The 18,696-nt window shown below is 45.5% G+C and carries 19 protein-coding genes; 11 read left to right on the top strand and 8 right to left on the bottom strand.

Annotated elements, in window-relative coordinates:
• The first annotated feature begins 3 nt into the window (after positions 1 to 3).
• The 8 genes from DKT75_RS07930 (at position 4) to DKT75_RS07895 (ending at position 9,997) form a co-directional block, all read left to right on the top strand.
• A complete protein-coding gene (locus tag DKT75_RS07930) occupies positions 4 to 1,353 on the top strand; it encodes an ABC transporter substrate-binding protein (protein WP_109822887.1) in 1,350 nt (449 codons plus the stop codon).
• A gap of 111 nt (positions 1,354 to 1,464) precedes the next feature.
• A complete protein-coding gene (locus DKT75_RS07925; RefSeq protein ID WP_211665268.1) occupies positions 1,465 to 2,733 on the top strand; it encodes a carbohydrate ABC transporter permease in 1,269 nt (422 codons plus the stop codon).
• Positions 2,730 to 3,959, top strand: a complete 1,230-nt coding sequence (locus DKT75_RS07920; RefSeq protein WP_109822885.1) for a carbohydrate ABC transporter permease — start codon at positions 2,730 to 2,732, stop codon at positions 3,957 to 3,959. Before DKT75_RS07925 ends, DKT75_RS07920 begins: the two co-directional genes overlap by 4 nt.
• An 8-nt stretch (positions 3,960 to 3,967) precedes the next feature.
• The gene (locus tag DKT75_RS07915) at positions 3,968 to 5,254 is read left to right on the top strand and encodes an MGH1-like glycoside hydrolase domain-containing protein (RefSeq protein WP_109822884.1); all 1,287 of its coding nucleotides are present in this window, start codon (positions 3,968 to 3,970) and stop codon (positions 5,252 to 5,254) included.
• Positions 5,241 to 6,308: an ABC transporter ATP-binding protein gene (locus DKT75_RS07910; protein WP_109822883.1), complete on the top strand. Its 1,068-nt coding sequence runs from the start codon at positions 5,241 to 5,243 to the stop codon at positions 6,306 to 6,308. Before DKT75_RS07915 ends, DKT75_RS07910 begins: the two co-directional genes overlap by 14 nt.
• 28 nt (positions 6,309 to 6,336) lie before the next feature.
• Positions 6,337 to 7,524: an AGE family epimerase/isomerase gene (locus DKT75_RS07905; protein ID WP_211665265.1), complete on the top strand. Its 1,188-nt coding sequence runs from the start codon at positions 6,337 to 6,339 to the stop codon at positions 7,522 to 7,524.
• Positions 7,525 to 7,741: 217 nt separating this feature from the next.
• On the top strand, positions 7,742 to 8,926 hold the full coding sequence (locus DKT75_RS07900; RefSeq protein ID WP_109822881.1) for an AGE family epimerase/isomerase: 1,185 nt from the start codon (positions 7,742 to 7,744) through the stop codon (positions 8,924 to 8,926).
• Between the two features lie 198 nt (positions 8,927 to 9,124).
• Positions 9,125 to 9,997, top strand: coding sequence for a hypothetical protein (locus DKT75_RS07895; RefSeq protein WP_109822880.1), 873 nt, complete (start codon positions 9,125 to 9,127; stop codon positions 9,995 to 9,997).
• Between the two features lie 10 nt (positions 9,998 to 10,007).
• On the opposite strand, the gene DKT75_RS07890 is transcribed toward DKT75_RS07895, so the two are convergent.
• Positions 10,008 to 10,361 (bottom strand): YkgJ family cysteine cluster protein, encoded by a 354-nt coding sequence (locus DKT75_RS07890; RefSeq protein ID WP_109822934.1) that lies wholly within the window; start codon positions 10,359 to 10,361, stop codon positions 10,008 to 10,010.
• A 144-nt stretch (positions 10,362 to 10,505) separates the two neighbouring features.
• Here DKT75_RS07890 and DKT75_RS07885 point away from each other — a divergent pair, with 144 nt between their 5' ends.
• Both DKT75_RS07885 and DKT75_RS07880 read left to right on the top strand, forming a co-directional pair.
• Positions 10,506 to 10,883: a ribosomal maturation YjgA family protein gene (locus DKT75_RS07885; protein ID WP_109822879.1), complete on the top strand. Its 378-nt coding sequence runs from the start codon at positions 10,506 to 10,508 to the stop codon at positions 10,881 to 10,883.
• Positions 10,884 to 10,945: 62 nt separating this feature from the next.
• A complete protein-coding gene (locus tag DKT75_RS07880; RefSeq protein WP_109822878.1) occupies positions 10,946 to 11,614 on the top strand; it encodes an META domain-containing protein in 669 nt (222 codons plus the stop codon).
• 129 nt (positions 11,615 to 11,743) lie between these two features.
• Here the strand turns inward: DKT75_RS07880 and DKT75_RS07875 are convergent, their stop codons facing one another.
• Complete coding sequence (locus DKT75_RS07875) at positions 11,744 to 12,679, bottom strand: aminoglycoside phosphotransferase family protein (RefSeq protein ID WP_109822877.1); 936 nt, start codon at positions 12,677 to 12,679, stop codon at positions 11,744 to 11,746.
• A 157-nt stretch (positions 12,680 to 12,836) separates the two neighbouring features.
• Here DKT75_RS07875 and DKT75_RS07870 point away from each other — a divergent pair, with 157 nt between their 5' ends.
• Positions 12,837 to 14,159, top strand: coding sequence for a mannan-binding protein (locus DKT75_RS07870; RefSeq protein ID WP_109822876.1), 1,323 nt, complete (start codon positions 12,837 to 12,839; stop codon positions 14,157 to 14,159).
• Positions 14,160 to 14,245: 86 nt separating this feature from the next.
• Here DKT75_RS07870 and DKT75_RS07865 read toward each other — a convergent pair whose 3' ends face one another.
• From DKT75_RS07865 to DKT75_RS07840, 6 genes are all read right to left on the bottom strand, one after another.
• Complete coding sequence (locus tag DKT75_RS07865; protein ID WP_109822875.1) at positions 14,246 to 14,656, bottom strand: thioredoxin family protein; 411 nt, start codon at positions 14,654 to 14,656, stop codon at positions 14,246 to 14,248.
• Between the two features lie 13 nt (positions 14,657 to 14,669).
• Complete coding sequence (locus DKT75_RS07860; RefSeq protein WP_109822874.1) at positions 14,670 to 15,383, bottom strand: cytochrome c biogenesis CcdA family protein; 714 nt, start codon at positions 15,381 to 15,383, stop codon at positions 14,670 to 14,672.
• Positions 15,384 to 15,554: 171 nt separating this feature from the next.
• Entirely contained in the window at positions 15,555 to 16,328 is a 774-nt protein-coding gene (gene gloB, locus DKT75_RS07855; protein ID WP_109822873.1) for a hydroxyacylglutathione hydrolase, read from the bottom strand.
• 10 nt (positions 16,329 to 16,338) lie between these two features.
• Positions 16,339 to 16,779 carry a VOC family protein gene (locus tag DKT75_RS07850; RefSeq protein ID WP_109822872.1) on the bottom strand — a complete coding sequence of 147 codons (441 nt, stop codon included), beginning with the start codon at positions 16,777 to 16,779 and terminating at the stop codon, positions 16,339 to 16,341.
• Positions 16,780 to 17,138: 359 nt separating this feature from the next.
• The gene (locus DKT75_RS07845; RefSeq protein WP_211665263.1) at positions 17,139 to 18,077 is read right to left on the bottom strand and encodes a glutaminase; all 939 of its coding nucleotides are present in this window, start codon (positions 18,075 to 18,077) and stop codon (positions 17,139 to 17,141) included.
• A gap of 78 nt (positions 18,078 to 18,155) precedes the next feature.
• Positions 18,156 to 18,680, bottom strand: a complete 525-nt coding sequence (locus DKT75_RS07840; RefSeq protein ID WP_109822871.1) for a DUF8082 domain-containing protein — start codon at positions 18,678 to 18,680, stop codon at positions 18,156 to 18,158.
• Positions 18,681 to 18,696 lie beyond the last annotated feature (16 nt).

Below are 18,696 nucleotides of genomic sequence, written 5' to 3'. Positions count from 1 at the left end.
GAGATGAAGACATTCCCGTTAAAGAAAATTACCTTGGCATTAGCGACATCGCTGTTACTGAGCGGTGCTGCATCTGCAGACACGCTGCGATTCTGGACGACAGAAGAGCAACCGGAACGTTTAGCCAAGCAACAAGCTATGGTTGATGATTTTAAAGCAAAGAGTGGCATCGAAGTAAAAATCATCCCTGTCACTGAGAAAGATCTTGGCACACGTGCAACCGCTGCGTTGGCTGCCAATGACCTTCCGGATATCATTTATCACCCGCTTCAGTACGCACTACCATGGGTTGAAGCCGGTATTTTAGACGCAGAAACAAACAGTGAAGTTATCGAGTCATTAGGTATTGATACCTTTGCGCCGGGCGCATTGAATATGGCTAAATTGCCAGAAGGCTATGCTGCTGTCCCTGTTGATGGTTGGACTCAGTTAGTGCTTTACCGCAAAGACTTATTTAAAGCAAAAGGCCTCGCTGCGCCAACCAGTTATGACGCGATCACTAAAGCGATTGCAGCATTGCACAACCCACCTTCTCTTTACGGTTTTGTTGCACCGACTAAGATTGATGAAGGTTTCATGAGTCAGGTACTGGAGCACGTATTCCTTGCGAATGGTGTTACGCCTGTTAACGATAAAGGCTTCTCACCGTTAGATGTGAAAACAACGACTGAAGTATTAGATTTCTATAAAACACTGGTAAAAGCGTCACCTCCAGGTGACTTGTACTGGAAGCAGTCTCGTGAAATGTACTTCGCGGGTAAAGCGGCAATGATCATCTGGTCTCCGTTCATCCTTGATGAGCTAGCAGGTCTACGTGACTCAGCGCCACCAACGATTAATGATGATCCACAGTCTACAGACCTAGCAAGTAAGACTGGTGTTGTGACGCGTTTCCAAGGTCCAAGTAACCCTGACGGCGCAGCATGGGCTGACATTCGTTACTTCGGTATTACTAACGATGCAGATACTGAAGCCGCTATCAAATTCGTTGAGTTCTCGATGAATGAAGGTTACACAAACACCTTGTCTATCGCGCCTGAAGGTAAGTTCCCAGTGCGTCGTGGAACGACAGAAGCGCCAACTAAGTTCCTAGAAGCTTGGGCAAAACTGCCTGTGGGTGTTGACCGTAAAAAGCCTTTGTCTGAGTTATATGACAAAGAGACTATTGCGTCGATCACGGTCGGTCTAGAAACGGCTGATCGCTGGGGTGTAAAAGAAGGCCAACTCTCGGTTTCTTCTAAGATTGTTAACTCACAAATCATCAATCGTTTGGTACGTGAGTATGTTGATGGTGCGCGTGACGCTGCTGCAACCGTTAAAGCAATGAATGATGAGTTAAGTAAGATCGACTAATCGCGTTTTTCGACGAGTCATCTGACTATTTAATACTTCACAAAGCCTCCCCTTTTTGACTGTGCTTTGTGGAGTATTAATCCCTTTAAACCCTTACTTCGAGCAAAAAGCATGAGTACTACAGCCGGACCAATGGCGCGGCGCGAGGCCAAACTCGCCTACAGTATGCTGTTGCCAACTATATTTGTGGTATTAGCAATTGTATTATTACCACTCGCCGCAACCTTCTGGATTAGTGTTAAACCCGTCACTTTAAACGACTTACGTGCACCAGAAGCAACGGCCAAAGCACGGCTCCGTGGTAGCTTAGAAGCAGCGGGCGATAGTGCTATTTTAGAGTTTCGTTTGCGTAACACCTCGCAACAAAAACCGGTTAGCGACATCACCTTCAAAGCAACCATGCCGACGGGCATCACCATCACAGAAGTTGATCCTCGCTGTCAGTACGCTGCGCCTGATCTAAGTTGTGACTTTGACGACTTTCCCGCTAAGTTTAGTGAGCGATTAAAAATACCGGTCACCGCAGATGCTTCGTATATTAAAAATCCCGTGCCCCTCAAAAGCATTACACCGTTAATGAGTGGCACATCTGATAACGTGTTAACTAACTTTAGTTTCACCACGTCAAACTTCACCAAAATATTTGATTCCGAAAGCTTTTGGCATGTGCTTTGGGTCACGATGGTTTATACCTTTGCAGGGACTATCGGCGCACTCATCATGGGTTTATTTGCCGCACAGCTACTGCAACGGGAGTTTAAAGGCCGAACCGTCGTTCGAGGCTTATTTCTCTTCCCTTACGTTGCGCCTGTTATCGCCATGGCGTTTACATGGTTAGTACTATTTGACCCCTACTCAGGCGTGGTCAACGCACTGCTCAAACAAATGGGCGTGGTCAGTGAGTCGATAAACTTCTTCGGCATACGTGATACACCGATTGACTTGTTTGGTATGGAGTTCCAATTTCCCGTGGCACTGTCGATGGTTATCGCCTTTGAGATTTGGCGTTACTTTCCGCTCGCGTTTATGTTCATTATGGCGAGGATGCAATCCATCCCCACTGATATGTACGAAGCCGCGGAAATGGATGGCGCATCACCGCTGCAACAATTCTGGAGTCTGTCACTGCCGCAGCTTGCAGGCATTTTGGCGGTATTGTTCTTATTGCGTTTCATTTGGACGTTTAACAAGTTCGACGACATCTTTCTCCTCACCGGCGGAAACGCAGGCACACGTACCCTCACCGTAGACGTTTACGAGCAAGCTTTTGCGCTCAGTAACTTAGGTGCAGGCTCAGCCGTTGCTGTGGTTATTTTTGTACTGCTACTCATCATGTCACTGCTTTACTTCCGCAGTATCCCGAAGGAGGAAGGATTATGATTAAGTACCTAACACCCTTTTATGTGATGCTAACAGGCGGCATTTGGGCTGTACTCAGCGGTATTTCCATCACCGTTATCATCGCGCTGTTAAGTGGTTTACCGATTCGCCCGACACTGTCTGTGTTCTTTATCACTGGCATCATTGGTGCGATCTGGATAGCGATTGCCTCACGCACTGGACGTGATACACGACATAAGCAAATCAGTTTTGTGATTCATGCAGTAACACTATTACTGCTGTCGCTATTCCAACCCTTTAATGCACCGTTAAGTGATGGAATATTGTGGCAATTACTCGGTATTGCAGGGTTTTCATGGATACAAAGTACCGTCATGTACAACATTTTAGCGACGTTAGACAAAGACAGTATTAACCGACGAAACCTTGAGCTCTCCTTCATCAGTTCAATGCGTCACTTCGGCTTTCTGTTCTTTGGTGTCATGATCTTGCTACCGCTCTACGTATTGATTATGTCGAGCTTGAAGAGCCAGCAAGAGTTGCTAATGAATCCGCTGAATTTGATGCCTGACTTTGGTCAGTCACTGCCAGACTTGTTCCGCTCTTACATTGAGCTTTTCACCAAGTTTAACTTCGACACTTACCTGTTAAATGCCACTATCGTATCGGTCACAACAGTCATTATTACGCTGCTATTTGCAGTGCCGGGTGCTTATGCCGTGTCGCGTTTAAACTTCCCCGGTCGTGTGCTGTTATCACGCTCCATTCTAATGATCTACCTTGTACCTGCGATCGTTTTAGTTATTCCGCTCTATGCTGTTTTTTCACAGCTTGGTTTGCGCAATAGTTTGACGGGGCTGTTGCTAGTTTATCCTGCAACCACACTGCCTGTCGCACTCTATATGCTACAAGGTTACTTCCGTGGTTTACCCCGTGAGCTAGAAGAAGCAGGCATGATGGATGGCTGTTCCCGTATTCGTGTGATCTTAACCATTACCCTTCCGCTGAGCTTACCCGCTCTCGCCTCGGTCTCCCTCTATGTCTTCATGATTGCTTGGAATGAGTTCCTCTTTGCCTTCATGTTCTTGGACGATCCGGATATGTTTACCTTGTCGCGAGGCGTGGTATCGCTCAACTCTTCAGAAGTACCTAGGCAGCATTTAATGGCTGGTGCAGTGATTGCGACCGCCCCTATTCTAGTGATCTTCTTATGGGCTGAACGCTTCCTTGTGCAGGGTCTTACGGCCGGCAGTGTGAAAGGATAACAACACTTATGACTCATTCACTCTACCAAGACGCCATTGATATTTTAAAGACCAATGACCGTGGGACTTATTCCTTACCAACACAGGGTTTGTACCCGGTGCAATTTAACTGGGACTCAGCCTTTGCGGCACTCGGTTATCGCTTTATAAACCCTGTGCGTGCGTGGCAAGAAGTTCAACAACTGGCTTCTTCGCAGTGGCCTGACGGCATGATTCCTCACATTATGTTTAGAGGCCATCACGATGGTTATTTTCCTGGTCCTAGCATTTGGAAAACCGGTCAATTCACGCCGACTTCGGGCATTACCCAACCGCCTGTTTTAGCATCAGTAATCCGACGTTTAGATGACACTCACCCGCTCGATGACAGCATAGAAATGCATGATATGTTGCGTCGTTTAGTTCGCTGGCACGAGTGGTTTATAGTGGCGCGCCAAGAGCCACAAACGGAAGCGATTGCCATCATTCACCCGTGGGAATCTGGCCGTGACAACATGTCTGACTGGGACAGTGGCATGGCACGTGTCGAGATAGCCGACTTACCACCTTACACACGTCGTGACTTAGACCATGTTGATGCAAGCCAACGCCCAACGAAAGAACAGTACGACCGCTACCTAACTATTATAAAATATGGTCGCGATCATCAATGGCGACAAGACCACCTCGGTCAGCACTCACCGTTTCGGATGGTGGACCCCGGCATGACGGCGTTTTTATTACGCTCCAGCCGTGACCTTTTGGCATTACTTCAAAAGCACCAACCCGATAACCAAGCAGCACTAAGCACCGTGCAACAGCACATAGAAAGCTTAGATCGCGGCTGGAAAAACTTGTGGAATGACAAGGTTAACGCTTACACCTGCTACGACCCCGTCGAGCAAAAACACATTAACAGCGTATCATCAGCAAGCTTCTTATCATGTTTTGCAGGTGTTTATGAAGAAGGCCGACATGAGAAATTGATGGGTGAATTTGATCGCATATCAAACAAGGTCAAGTTCATGGTGCCAAGCTTTGACCCTGACCATGCAGACTTTGATGCAAAGCGATATTGGCGCGGCCCAGTCTGGCACGTGATCAATGACAGCATCGGTAGAGGTTTTGCTGAGCACGGTGAAACTGAGCGAGCGGAGCGCATCCGGGCTGACTCGGAAGCACTCATCACACAGAGTAAATTTTTCGAATATTTCGACCCTATTACTGGCGAAGGCCTCGGCGGTAAAGACTTCACATGGACAGCGTCTGTCTATCTCGATTGGGTAATGCAAGGAGCCGACCATGGCACAGATTGAACTTAAAAATATCCACAAAAGCTTCGGTGACGTCAACGTTATCAAAGGTGTGGACTTCGTAATTAATGACAAAGAATTCGTTGTGTTTGTCGGGCCATCTGGTTGCGGCAAGTCAACCATGCTACGGCTGATTGCAGGTCTTGAAGAAACCAGTGATGGGCAAGTGTTTATCGACGGTGAAGATGTGACTGCACTGTCTGCCTCTGAGCGTGGCTTGTCGATGGTGTTTCAGTCTTATGCACTTTACCCGCACAAAACCGTTGGCGAAAACATGGGCTTCCCACTGAAAGTTGCAGGGAAAAGCCGTGCAGAGATCAAGGAGCGTGTCGCTGAAGCATCTGACGTACTAAAGCTAGATAGTCTGCTAGATCGCAAACCGAAAGACCTATCAGGTGGTCAACGCCAGCGTGTCGCCATCGGTCGCTGCATCGTGCGTAACCCAAAAGCATTTTTATTTGATGAGCCACTGTCAAACCTAGATGCCGCATTACGTGTTGATATGCGTGTGCAAATAGCGCGCCTACAACACAAGCTGCAAGCAACCATGATCTATGTGACGCATGACCAAGTGGAAGCAATGACATTGGCCGATCGCATCGTGGTATTTTCTTCGGGAACCATTGAGCAAGTGGGCAAACCACTCGAACTCTACCGCAACCCATCCAACCTGTTTGTGGCGACATTTATCGGCTCACCACGGATGAATATCGTGAGCTGTAAGCCCTCTTCCGATGATAGTGTTGAGCTAGGTGACAAGTCAGTTATTCGTACAACTCGCGGTTGCAGCAAACCAGAAACAGCAACGCAACTAGGGGTTCGCCCTGAGCATATCGACATTGTTGAAAATGGACACATATCGGGCGTGATCGGTATTGCAGAATTGCTCGGTAGTGATAGCTTTGTACACGTTGATGTTGAAAACGTGGGTACATTAGTCGTTCGTGCAGACCCAGAACGTGAATACAAGACCGGTGAAAACGTGCAGCTCCAGTGCCGTGAGAGCATGGTTTACTGGTTTGATGAAGCGGGCAATACCATTACCGACACCGCTTAAACCCACTTTAACTTGCAAGGTACGCACCATGGCACAGATAGACTTCAAGTCAGCCTATACCTTGGAACAACATATCCAGCGAACATTGGCTTTTTATAAGCCCAATGTATTTGATGCTGCGGGTGGTTTCTTCCAAAATTTTCGTGATGATGGCAGTGTTTATGATGCGGAAACCCGTCATTTAGTCAGTAGCAGTCGCTTTGTATTTAACTATGCAATGGCCGCACGTTACTCTGCTGATGATAGTTACTTGCCTTGGGTCGAACATGGTTTAGATTACCTTGAAACTGCGCATCGCCAACCCAATGGCGAGCGCGGTTACTCATGGGTGTTAGATGAGACTGGCGTGGTCGATGCTACTAACCATTGTTATGGTTTGGCCTTTGTTATGGTTGCTGGCTCAACCGCTTTGCTTGCTGGTGTGGAAGCAGGCCGTCAGTCTTTGGAAGCGGCATGGACGCTCATGGAAAAGCACTTCTGGGATGCAGAAGCAGGCCTTTACTGTGACGAAGCCAATGCTGACTTTAGTGTTATTGACCCTTACCGTGGGCAAAACGCCAATATGCATAGCTGCGAAGCAATGTTATGGGCGTATGAAGCGACTGGTGATGTGCGCTATTTAGACCGTGCCGAGTTATTAGCAAACAACATCACCCAAGTCCAAGCTGCTAAAAGTGGCGGCTTAGTTTGGGAGCACTATGATGAAAATTGGGACATTGATTGGGACTACAACAAGGAAGATCCAAAAAATCTATTCCGCCCTTGGGGTTTCCAACCCGGCCACCAAACAGAGTGGGCAAAGTTATTATTAATATTGCACCGTCACCGCCCCAATGACTGGTCTATTCCGACCGCTAAGAAATTGTTTGATCGTGCGCTAGATATCTCATGGGATATTGAGAATGGCGGTATTTGTTATGGCTTTGACCTAGAGGGTAATGTCTGTGATGGTGACAAGTACTTCTGGGTGCAAGCGGAGAGTTTCGCCGCAGCGGCACTATTAGCACATGCAACGGGAAAGAGTGTTTACAGCGACTGGTATCAGAAAATTTGGCAGTACAGTTGGAACCATATGATTGATCATGAGTACGGTGCTTGGTATCGAATACTGACACGAAGCAACCAAAAAATGGACAATCTCAAGTCACCTGTTGGGAAGACGGATTATCATACAATGGGTGCGTGTTATGAAGTATTAAGATCTAATTTCCTTTAAACCCTTTTAAATTAATCGTGAGTATTTAATACTAAGTAATATATCTGTTAAATAGCAGGTTATTAAATAATCATTATTAGTGATGCGCAAAAGGTACGAGCAATAAATATTAGAAGGCTCTACAGAAATCGTTTGTTTTTGTGCCAAGTAAGCGGTCAATTATCGCTGCTAAACAAACGTGCCAGCACTTAAAACTTTAATCGGTAAGGCAGGTAATATGAAGTTCCCCGACTTCCAATCAGTCAACACTTTAGAGCAACACATACAAAAAACATTGGCGTTTTATAAGCCTAATGTTTTTGATGAAAATGGCGGCTTCTTTCAGAACTTCCGTGATAATGGCTCCATTTATGACCCTCATACGCGTCATTTAGTCGGTAGCGCGCGCTTTGTATTTAACTTCTCAATGGCCGCAAGACACTTCAAAGATAGCAGTTATCAGACTTGGATTAGGCATGGCTTAGCCCACCTAGAAACAGCACATCGACAAACGAGTGAGTCAGGTTACGCCTGGGTGCTAGGCAAAGATGGTGTGGAAGATGACTCTAATCATTGCTATGGCTTAGCCTTCGTTATGACCGCTGGCGCGACTGCATTATTAGCCGGTGTTGCAGAAGGACGAAAAACAATCGATTCTGCATGGGCTATTATGGAAAAGCACTGCTGGGACGAAGAGGCAGGACTCTACCGTGATGAAGCCAATGCTGATTTTAGCGTCATAGACCCCTATCGTGGTCAAAACTCCAATCTGCATAGTTGTGAAGCGATGTTGTGGGCGTACGAAGCCACAGGCGAAGTTCGCTTCTTAGACCGCGCCGAGGTAATAGCCACTAATCTAACCTATACGCTCGCTGATAAATGGGGCAACTTAGTGTGGGAACACTACAACGAAAACTGGGAAATAGACTGGGAATACAATAAAAATGACCCAAAAAATCTATTTCGTCCTTGGGGATTTCAAACAGGCCACCAAGCTGAGTGGGCAAAGTTGTTATTGATTTTGCATCGCCATCGAAAAAATGATTGGTCGGTACTGACCGCTAAAACACTCTTTGATTCTGCTGTGGATATTGCTTGGGATGATGACAATGGCGGCTTATGTTATGGCTTTGATCTCGACGGTAACATCTGTGATGGTGATAAATATTGCTGGGTACAGGCAGAAGGTATTGCCGCAGCGGCACTCCTTGCTAAAACGACTAAAGAAACTATTTACAAAGACTGGTATCAGAAAATCTGGGAGTACAGCTGGGAGCATTTAGTCGACCATAAGTATGGCGCTTGGTATCAATCATTGACGCAAGATAATCAGAAAATTAACGACAAAAAATCGCCTATTGCCAAGACTGACTACCATACAATGGGTGCGTGTTATGAGGTATTACGATCTGGCTGGCTTTGATCGTTTTTTAATCTGGCATTAATCGTTGATGGTTATACTGACTAACTGATTGTTGCGATGAACATTTATGGGGGAGTTGAGCCACTCACACTGAAGCTGCATCCAAAGGTGTCAATAATTGCGTAAAGTAAGTACCTTGAGATATACAAGGCGCAACATCATTACTAAGTCTTTTGTCGCCAAAAACCAGAGAAGCCAATGAAACCAACACAATGGATAAAGCGTAGACTAATCCTGCACGTACCACTTTTAGTCTGTGGTCTACTTGCTTTTATCACGCTACTTTTGCCTGATTCCTTATCCCCTGTTGTATTACTTTTTCTAATTTTTGCTTACTTTTTTTCATGTTTCTTTTGGCGTAAATACTTAAATAAGTATGGCAAACTAAAGAGTGCTGATACTGGGTTATTCAACTTAATTTTATGGGGCATTATTGGCACTATTGGGATTTATATGGCTCTAAACCCTAGCTCGCCTCAGTTAGTGCTTTATGAAACCTCTAAGCCATTAGTTTACGACACCATTGATCACCTTTATGAGGCTAAAACGCCTCGTAAAAGCGAGAGTAATCGAGATGTAACTAGATATGAAACCTATAAACATTCGATTGAAAAAGGTGCGGTAAATGGGGCACTGACGAAGACATTGAATGCGCTTAACGACTCGTTATTTGCCTGTGCTTTCCTTAAACAGCAAGGTCTCAGTGACAGCTGCTCAGGAGCGATTAGCACCACTAAGCGTGTTGAGCTAGATAATAAGCCGTTAACTGTCGAGTTATTTATTGGGGACTTGGAAGCAGAGAGCTGCATGGAGACGACTTGCCGAGTTTGGTTGATTCAAACGAGACAGGCGGAAATTACTCGATATAACGATGCTTACATAGAAAATAAAGCCGCAGATGGCGTTGCAATGAGTACTGAAGCGACCCTTATTGATCACTGGCAAAACATTGTGACACCTATTATTATTTCGAATACGTCTACAAAGGGCTGGCGTCATATCACGTTAACTGACCAATCAGGTGCTGTCAGTACCTGGAAAGAACCTAAGTTGTCAGCACCGACGCCATAAGATCAATAATTTAAACGAGCACTTGTCGAGTATTGGCAATGTAAAAATGGACTTGTTTCTCAATATCAGGATCGATCATGGAGTCTGGGCGACAACCATTTGGGCAAGGCAGTGTTGGCGTTGTCCCAAATAATCGACAGATTAGCGGGCGCTCTCCATAAACTGTACAGCCATTTGGGCCTAAATGTACGCAGTTAAGTTCTTCAAATGCTGCATCATGCTCAGCATCTGTTTTCACTGGTAGACGCGACATTTCTTCCGAAGAAGTCGTCACTGGACCGCAGCAATCGTGACAACCTGGCGTGCATTTGAATGATGGAATGTCTTCGCGCAGTCGTGCGATGGTGTCTCTGTTTTCGTACATTTTAAGCACCTCATCATTCATAAAATTTCAAACGGACCTTTGATGGTCAGTATCTATCAGGCGCAATTCTAACACCGTATTCACTGCAAAATTCAAACATTGAATAACCACAGAATCTGCACATCTGTCCGTCATACTCTTAACATGACTAAATCATTTTATCTTTGGTGCGCATTGGCACTGTTCATTACAGAAGTAATTATCGCCATCTATGTTCCAAGCACCTCGTTTATTCGACATGCTTTTGGAGATTTTTTAGTGGTGCTTCTGATTTACTGTTTTGCAAAAGGTATCGTCGATATTGCACCGACAAAGCTTGTGATCGCAGTGCTGATATTTTCTTTTACCATTGAGTTCGCGCAGTATTTTCATGTAATTGATCTACTAGGCATCGAAAACAAAGTACTGCGAATTGCGATTGGAAACAGCTTTAGTTGGAATGACTTATTGATGTATACCTTGGGTTGCTGGCTTATCTACACACTAGAGCGGCGATATGCAAAAAAGAGTAAACAGTCGTAAACTTATACAAAAAATAACAGTCCATAATCGTTAGACTTAATGACTACACTGGAGTGAAAATAATGATGACTACACATAAGCGACTCCTGCCACTGCTACTCTCTGGTATGTTTGTAACAGCTTGCGCGGGAACAAACATGGACACAAAACCTAATAACAGTGCGACGCCTATCGCTAAACCAATTACCAATACAGCCTCACTAACGGCTATGACTTGGCAGTTAGTTAGCCATCAAACATCTGGTCAAGCCGCATCAAACCTGCTTCAAACGGGTGATGCTGCTAACCGATACCAAGCATCTATCAAAGCTAATCGCATCAGCATTACAGGCGGTTGTAACGCGATGTCAGGCTTGTTGACGGTAGGTGTGCCAAATACATTCTCTATTGGCCCTATGATGGCGACAAAACGTGCTTGCGCGGGTACTTTGATGCAGTCAGATGCGGAAGTTAGTCGCTTGCTAAGTCGCGTCACTCAATACTCACTGAACGGTCAAACCTTGACGCTAAGCACGGCCAGCGGCGACAAGTTAAATTTCAAAGGCATGGAAACCGCTGAAACGAAGCATGGCGGTGAAGGTGTCCGTAAATTTATTGAGTTAAACAGCACAGCAAAAGGCATTGAATGGCGTGAAGCGAAGTATGATTCCAACTGGATTCGCATTAAAGATAACGCACGCGGCAGTCAAACTTTCCGGGTATTGAAGGTTTCACACCAAAGGTGGGTATGAATTACATCGTGCGTTTGTATGAATACAAAGACCCTAAAACACAAAAATCTGTTTGGGTAGAAGATATGGTCACAACGAGCGGCATGCTTTAACTATTTAACAAATGCGAAAAGCGCTGCACAGATAGATTCAGTGCAGCGCTTGAAGATAAGCCACTTCTTTTGCTAACGCCTCGCCATAACCGTCTGACAACTCGGGATTTACATCGTTTAAATGCGCCTGACGATAAAGGTAATAACACGCTAAACGCCAGTGCCAACTTGCTGTATCCCTTTTATAACGCTCGATAACCGCTGCATTGTCATACGACTTAAAGAAATCCTGCCTCTCATCGTCACTCAATGGCTCATCACGACAAAACGACATCATTCCTGGCGATAGAAAGTTGGTAATATCTTCTACCGCATCACCCACACCGGGACACTGCCAATCAATGAGTCGCAAGCCCATTTCACTCTGAATGAAATTCCCACCCCAACAATCACCGTGGACAAAGCTTTTCTCCACGACCTGCTCTCTACTTGGTGAGTTAGGTCGTAACTGTTTCAAACGACTAATCTCAGGAGCATTAACCTGCAGTAGTATCGCGTCGCCATGCAAACAGGCCTCATATGCACTCAATGGCAATGGTCGTAACCAATCCGGTGGTGGCGTGACAGTCGAGTTGTGAAGTCGTGATAACAGCTGGGCAACCGCAATCGTATCGCTCTGCCAAACGCTCCCTGCTAAGTACTCATAAACCAATGTTGCGCTGGTTTCACATCTATTAACCGTTTGCTTTTCCCAACTATCTAGCAACTGCGGCGCTAACTCTGACTGAGACAAGTAATCCAAGGCACGCACTTCTATTGCGGGTAAGTTGGGGTATAACGGGTTTGTCGCTTGTGTCGATGTGTCATACATTTTAACAGTGACACGCACCTCACCCTGCGTGAGCAAATACACCTGATTAGTCATGCCGCCACATAAACGAGTGAACAAAACAGTTTGTTGAGGGTCTAGTAACTGAAGACGCGATAAACGCTCAAGCAGATAAGGGCTTACCTTTTGTAGCTTCGTTTTCACGTCGTTTTGTAGGCTAATATTCAATTTAAAAAGGGATCGAATGTGTTTTGAGAAAGGAGATTGTATCACTCAATCGCCACTTACCTATATTTGCCAACATTAGGCAGTCATAGTGTGATAATTTCTAAATACTTGATTTTAAGGAGGCTATTTCATAATGAAAAAAACAAACACTCGTGCTAGCAGCATGGGAAAATCAGCATTATTTGCATCACTCGTGATTGCAGGTGTATCTACCGCTAGTACGGTTCAAGCAAAAACAATTAACGTTGAAGCTGGACCACTTTTTAGTAAGTTCTTTGCAGACATTCGCTGTAAAAGGGCCGCTCAAAAAGTCAGAGGACAATGGACTGGTCGCTACACACTAAAGCCGGGCTCATTAGATGGTCATTGCCAAATCGTTGTGCCAGACCCAGTTGTAAAAATCATTGCGCCACCAAAGCCAGCACCTAGACAGGGCCAACTGATCAAGGTAAATGCGCAGCAACTATGGAATCAGCAACACGCTAACCAACGTTGCCCACAAATCGCTAAAGAAAAAGGCGGCCGCTGGACGGGTAAGTGGAGCGCTAAAACCGCTCAAGTTCCGTCTTTCTGTCAAATCGAAATTAAACCACGTAAGGCAGTTCAACCTGTCAGACCGACCTATAAAACAATTAAGGTTCAAGCTGGAAAGATCTGGAATCAACCACATGCGAATAAGCGTTGCCTTCAGTTAGCACAACAAAACAAAGGGACTTGGACTAAGCGTTGGTCGTCAGTGGGTGAAAGATCTACCTGTGAGATCAAAGTACTCGTTAAGCCTGTAGTAAAGCCAATACCACCAAGAGTCGTCGCGATTAAACCTGTCGTAAAACCGTCACGTCAAGATCGCAATACTGTTCGTGAAGTGTCAGCAGGTGGTATTTGGGATGCTACTCAAGCAAACCGTAAGTGCCCTTTAATTGCCCAGCAGACTAATGGAACATGGACAGGTAAATGGCGTAAAGTAGGTGCTAACAATGCAGCAGTTTGTGAAGTTAGATACCAACCGCTTCGCAAAGTGCAAGCTGCTCAGGCAGCACCAGCGCCAGTTCATCACGTACCGAGTAAAAGCACGCGTGAAGTTGACTCTGGTTATATCTGGGATGCTAATCAGGCGAACAGTAAGTGCCCGTTATATGCAGCACAAAACAACGGTACTTGGACGGGTAAATGGCGCAAGGTCAGCACCAACAACCGTGCAGTATGTGAAGTTGAGTTTGGTACAGCACAGCAACTTCCCGTTGTGACAGCGGCGCCAACGACTTATGTCAACTTTACAGCTCCTGCTCCAGTACCTACGCGTAACACACGTGAAGTAGACTCTGGTTATATTTGGGATGCTAATCAAGCAAACACTAAGTGCCCATTGTATGCAGCACAAAACAACGGTACTTGGACGGGTAAATGGCGCAAGGTCAGCACCGATAACCGTGCTGTGTGTGAAGTCCGTTTTTAAACAATTAAGTTAGTTTTACGCAATAAAAAAAGCGCGCTGACCAGTCACTGGTAGCGCGCTTTTTTACGTCTGAAATAACGGGCTAACTACGACTCTTTAGCGATGCCTTTATCCATTAACGCTTTTATTTCATTGACACTAGTGCCCGATACAATGCGCCCTAACTCTTTGTCACCACGCAACACGAGTAACGTTGAGCGACGTGGAATATTGCGATCTGTAGTAACCGCGTGCGAATTATAAACATCCCATTCCACACGAATAAATACTAAGTTCTTATCATACTCTGGGTTACTTTCACGCAGCTGATCTCTTACACGCTCTTGACGCTTACAGGTGCTACACCAAGAAGCTGCATAATCAACAAAGACTGTCTTACCTTCTGCCAACTTTTCCTTGATCAAACCCGGCGTGTAAATCAGCTCTGTTCCTGCAAATAATAGGCTTGGCGCTAACGTAAGTCCTGCCACTAAACCAATAAATGTACGACGTTTCATAACTATTCCTCAATTAATACGTAGTCGAAAGATCTTGAAACCAGTCTGGTAGCACGTCGACTAAACATGCTTCAATCAGATGATGAAATTTAAAGAAAATCATAATTCCCACGACTAGGAAGGTGATACCCATAATCGGTTTAGCTCGCTCCGCAAGACCGCGCAACTGTTGCTGACGACGGCGAATCGCTTCTCCTGTGCCGTAGCCCAGTAGCAAAATAATGCTAGAAACACCTAGTGCAAAACTGGTCATGATTGCAAACACCCACAACAAACTTTCACCTTGGCTGGCAAGGGAAATGGCACCGCCTAAGGTTGGGCCAACACATGGAGACCACACCGCGCCTAGTAGTATACCGCCAAAAAACTGGCTTCTCATACTCGACACTTTAAGTTGATTCATTTGCTGATCTGCTGAGCCACTAAAGCTCGCGGTAGCGGTTGCAAATCGTTCGTTGAGTTGTGGAATGAGTAGCACTAGGCCAAACACCATCATCAGCACTGCACCAATTTGCGAGAGTCTATCTTCGGTTAAACCAATGCTGTGACCAACGGTTGCGACGGTCATACCTAAGATAACAAATGAGAGACTCATACCTACGGCAATAGCGAGTGGACCATGACGCCCTGCTTGCATCGCTGATGCTAAAACAATCGGCAATACTGGCAGTACACACGGATTAATCAGTGTTAACACCCCTGCCAAGTAGCCAAAAAAGAGTTCCATAATACGCGCCTATAATTTTCTTATTAGAATCTATACGCTGGGGTAAATAATCTAGATGCAGTCAAATTTTAAACAAAAAAACCGCCATTATTTGACGGTAAAAAAAGCTCTCCTAAAGACACTCATTGGGTATGAAATCTAAGTCGTCTTTTATGGAGAGCTGGGTACTCTTTACACGTCTCGTAATCGGCGCACTTCAACAAACACCTCTTCATCCGTCGCGCTTTCCATCTCAAGATGTTTACGCATTGCTTTGCTGTTTGGACGCAAGAAAGGGTTGGTGGCTAACTCGGTTGCTAAGGTAAATGGCACAGTCGGAATATCGGCTGCACGTAAACGGTCAACCTCAACCATACGCGCTTGCAGTGCTGCATTTGTTGGGTCTACTGTAATGGCAAACTGTGCATTTTCTTGCGTGTACTCATGACTGCAATAAATGACGGTATCTTCTGGCAACGCCATCAACTTTTGCAGGCTCTGCCACACCATTTCAGCAGTGCCTTCAAAGGCTTTTCCGCAACCCATCGCAAACAAGGTATCTCCGACAAAGACAGCGCCTTGTTCTTCAAAGTAATACGACACCAAGTCCATGGTATGACCCGGCACATAGATGACACGTACTTTTTGTCCTGCAAAAGTAAATGTATCACCATCTCTGACACGCTGATCTATCGCAGGAATATGCCCTTTCCCAATATAGTCAGGGCCAATGACAGTGGCGTTGTTATTTTCTTTTAGCTCAACCAAACCAGTGACATGGTCACGGTGGTGATGAGTGACAAGGATATGCGTCAGGTTCCAACCTTTTTCATCCAGTGTCGCTTGGTAGGTCTTCGCTACACCCGCATCAATACAGGCTGTTTCACCGGTCTCAGGGCTGTGAAGTAGTACACCATAGTTGTCGTCCCACTCGTAAGGGAACTGATAGATTTCTAGCTGGCTCATTTCCAATACCTCACCAAGAACCAATATTTTCCATCGAAATCCAAGGCTCAGCAGGTGGCAGTGCATCACCGACTTGCAGTAGCTCTATTGAAATATTATCAGGTGATTTTAGGAAGGCCATGTGACCACCGCGTGGTGGATAGTTGATAGTAACGCCCGCATCGACTAGCTTCTGGCAAGTCTCATAGATGTTATCAACTTCATAAGCAAGGTGACCAAAGTTACGCGCAAAGCCGTAATCTTCTGTATCCCAGTTGTAGGTCAGCTCTAACTCTTTGGATTTGTCTGTTTTTGCCGCTTCAACATCTGCAGGTGCAGCAAGATAGATTAGGCTATAACGGTCTTGTTCATCATCAACTCGACGCGTTTCGATCATACCTAGCTTGTTACAAAAAAAGTCTAATGACGCTTCAAGATCAGAAACGCGGATCATAGTGTGTAGGTAACGCATGGGGATATGTCTCCTCTAAGATTACCTAACAGTGTAGCCTGTTAAGAAATGCGAGAACAACAATCCAACCAATAAAAAAGGGGCTGCACAAATGAATGTACAGACCCCAGATTTTTACAGCAATACAACGACTTTTTTCTTCTTATTATTATTTTACTTCTTATTATTGCCGTTGAAGCCCCTAGTAGGCAGGTCCTATTCTACGGTTATCTACTGAACCATTTCTTAACCAGCCCTTTTATTTATCTTTATTTGGATTAATGGTACGAGACTAGCAAGGTGTGATTCAGTCTCGGCATATTGTCCATGTAAATGTCCGGATTACCGTGAATAATTAACATACATTTGTTAAAACAACACTACTTAGCGAATACTGACCAACCAGTTTTCTCAGCCAACTGTTCTAAGGCGAGTGTGCCTAGATGGCTGTTACCCACCACATCTAAACCGGGAGACCAAACAGCTATGGACGCCTTTCCTGGAGCAACTGCCAAGATTCCACCACCAACACCACTCTTTCCGGGAAGCCCTACACGAAAGGCAAACTCTCCCGAACCGTCGTAGTGCCCGCATAACAACATGAGTGAGTTAATCCGTCGGGCACGCTGTGGGCCAACCACTTTTGAGTTGATTAATTGGCTTGTACCATCGGATACTAAGAATGCACCTGCCTTAGCTAACTGGTGACACGTCATGGCTAGTGAGCAGTGATGAAAATAAACGCCCAGCACCTTATCAACCGGGTTTTTAAAGTGCCCAAATGAGGCCATGAAGTGAGCGAGCGACGCATTCCTATCGCCGGTAAGCTGCTCTGATCGAGCTACTTTTTCATCGATATATACGCTGTCATCATCCGAAAGAAAACGCATGAATTGAAGGATTTCTGCCAAGGTTTCTTTTGGCTCGTGGCCCATCATAATAGCGTCGGCAATCGCAATTGCACCCGCATTTATAAAAGGATTACGGGGGCGGCCATGCTCAACTTCAAGTTGTACGATGGAGTTAAACGGATCGCCGGATGGCTCACGACCAACACGTTTCCAAACCGCATCGCCCATTTTGCCAAGCGCCATAGTGAGCGTAAACATTTTGGAGATACTTTGAATAGAGAACGGCGTTGTTGCGTCACCTGCGTTATAGCTCGTGCCATCTTCCATGACGACCGAGATGCCAAAATGAGCAGGGTCTACACAAGCGAGTTGAGGAATGTAGGTCGCAACTTTGCCACGATCGGGTCGTGACAACATTTCAGCTGCAATATCATCTACAATTTGTTGCATGTCCAAGCCGGTATGCATCGCCCTATTCCTCGTTAATTATTAACGAAGAATATAAACATTTTTTATTTTGATTAGCAAACAATCAAAGGGGCAGACTTATTCTGGCCAGATATCGGCAAGTTCAAGGTTACGGTTAAACTCACTCACATCCGCATCTGTTTCCATCTGACGACGCAGGCTGGTCACAAGGAAAGGTAGATCTTTACTTTCTTTCAGAGAGTCTTCAAACAGTACTTCGCCAATTGGACCAATCACTGCAACATAAGCACCCTTAATTTTATCGAGCAACTCTTGTGGTGCGTCGACTTTAAAGTACGAACGCTTCAAAAACAGATCACCCATTCCTTCTCTCAAGAATGTCATGATGCTGTCGGTGTCGGGTAGCGACTCATCGATAGGCGCATTTTGTCCGTTGTGGTAACCCACTTTTGCCTGTATGACTTGTTTTAACTCTGTCAGCGCTTCAATGCCCGTCTTGCGGTTGTAAGCTAGAGAGCTTATCTCTCCACTTCTGACGTACATACGTGCCAAGCGATTGTTACTAACAATAAACAGAGCACCTGACTGTTTAGTTTTCACGAGTTTGTCTATTTCTGCGACAGTTTCAGAGAAATCAAGCATTCAATACTCCTCAATA

Origin of the sequence: Leucothrix arctica, from assembly GCF_003172895.1 — a bacterium.
Lineage (GTDB): Bacteria > Pseudomonadota > Gammaproteobacteria > Thiotrichales > Thiotrichaceae > Leucothrix > Leucothrix arctica.
This window is presented reverse-complemented; position numbering and strand designations above follow the sequence as displayed.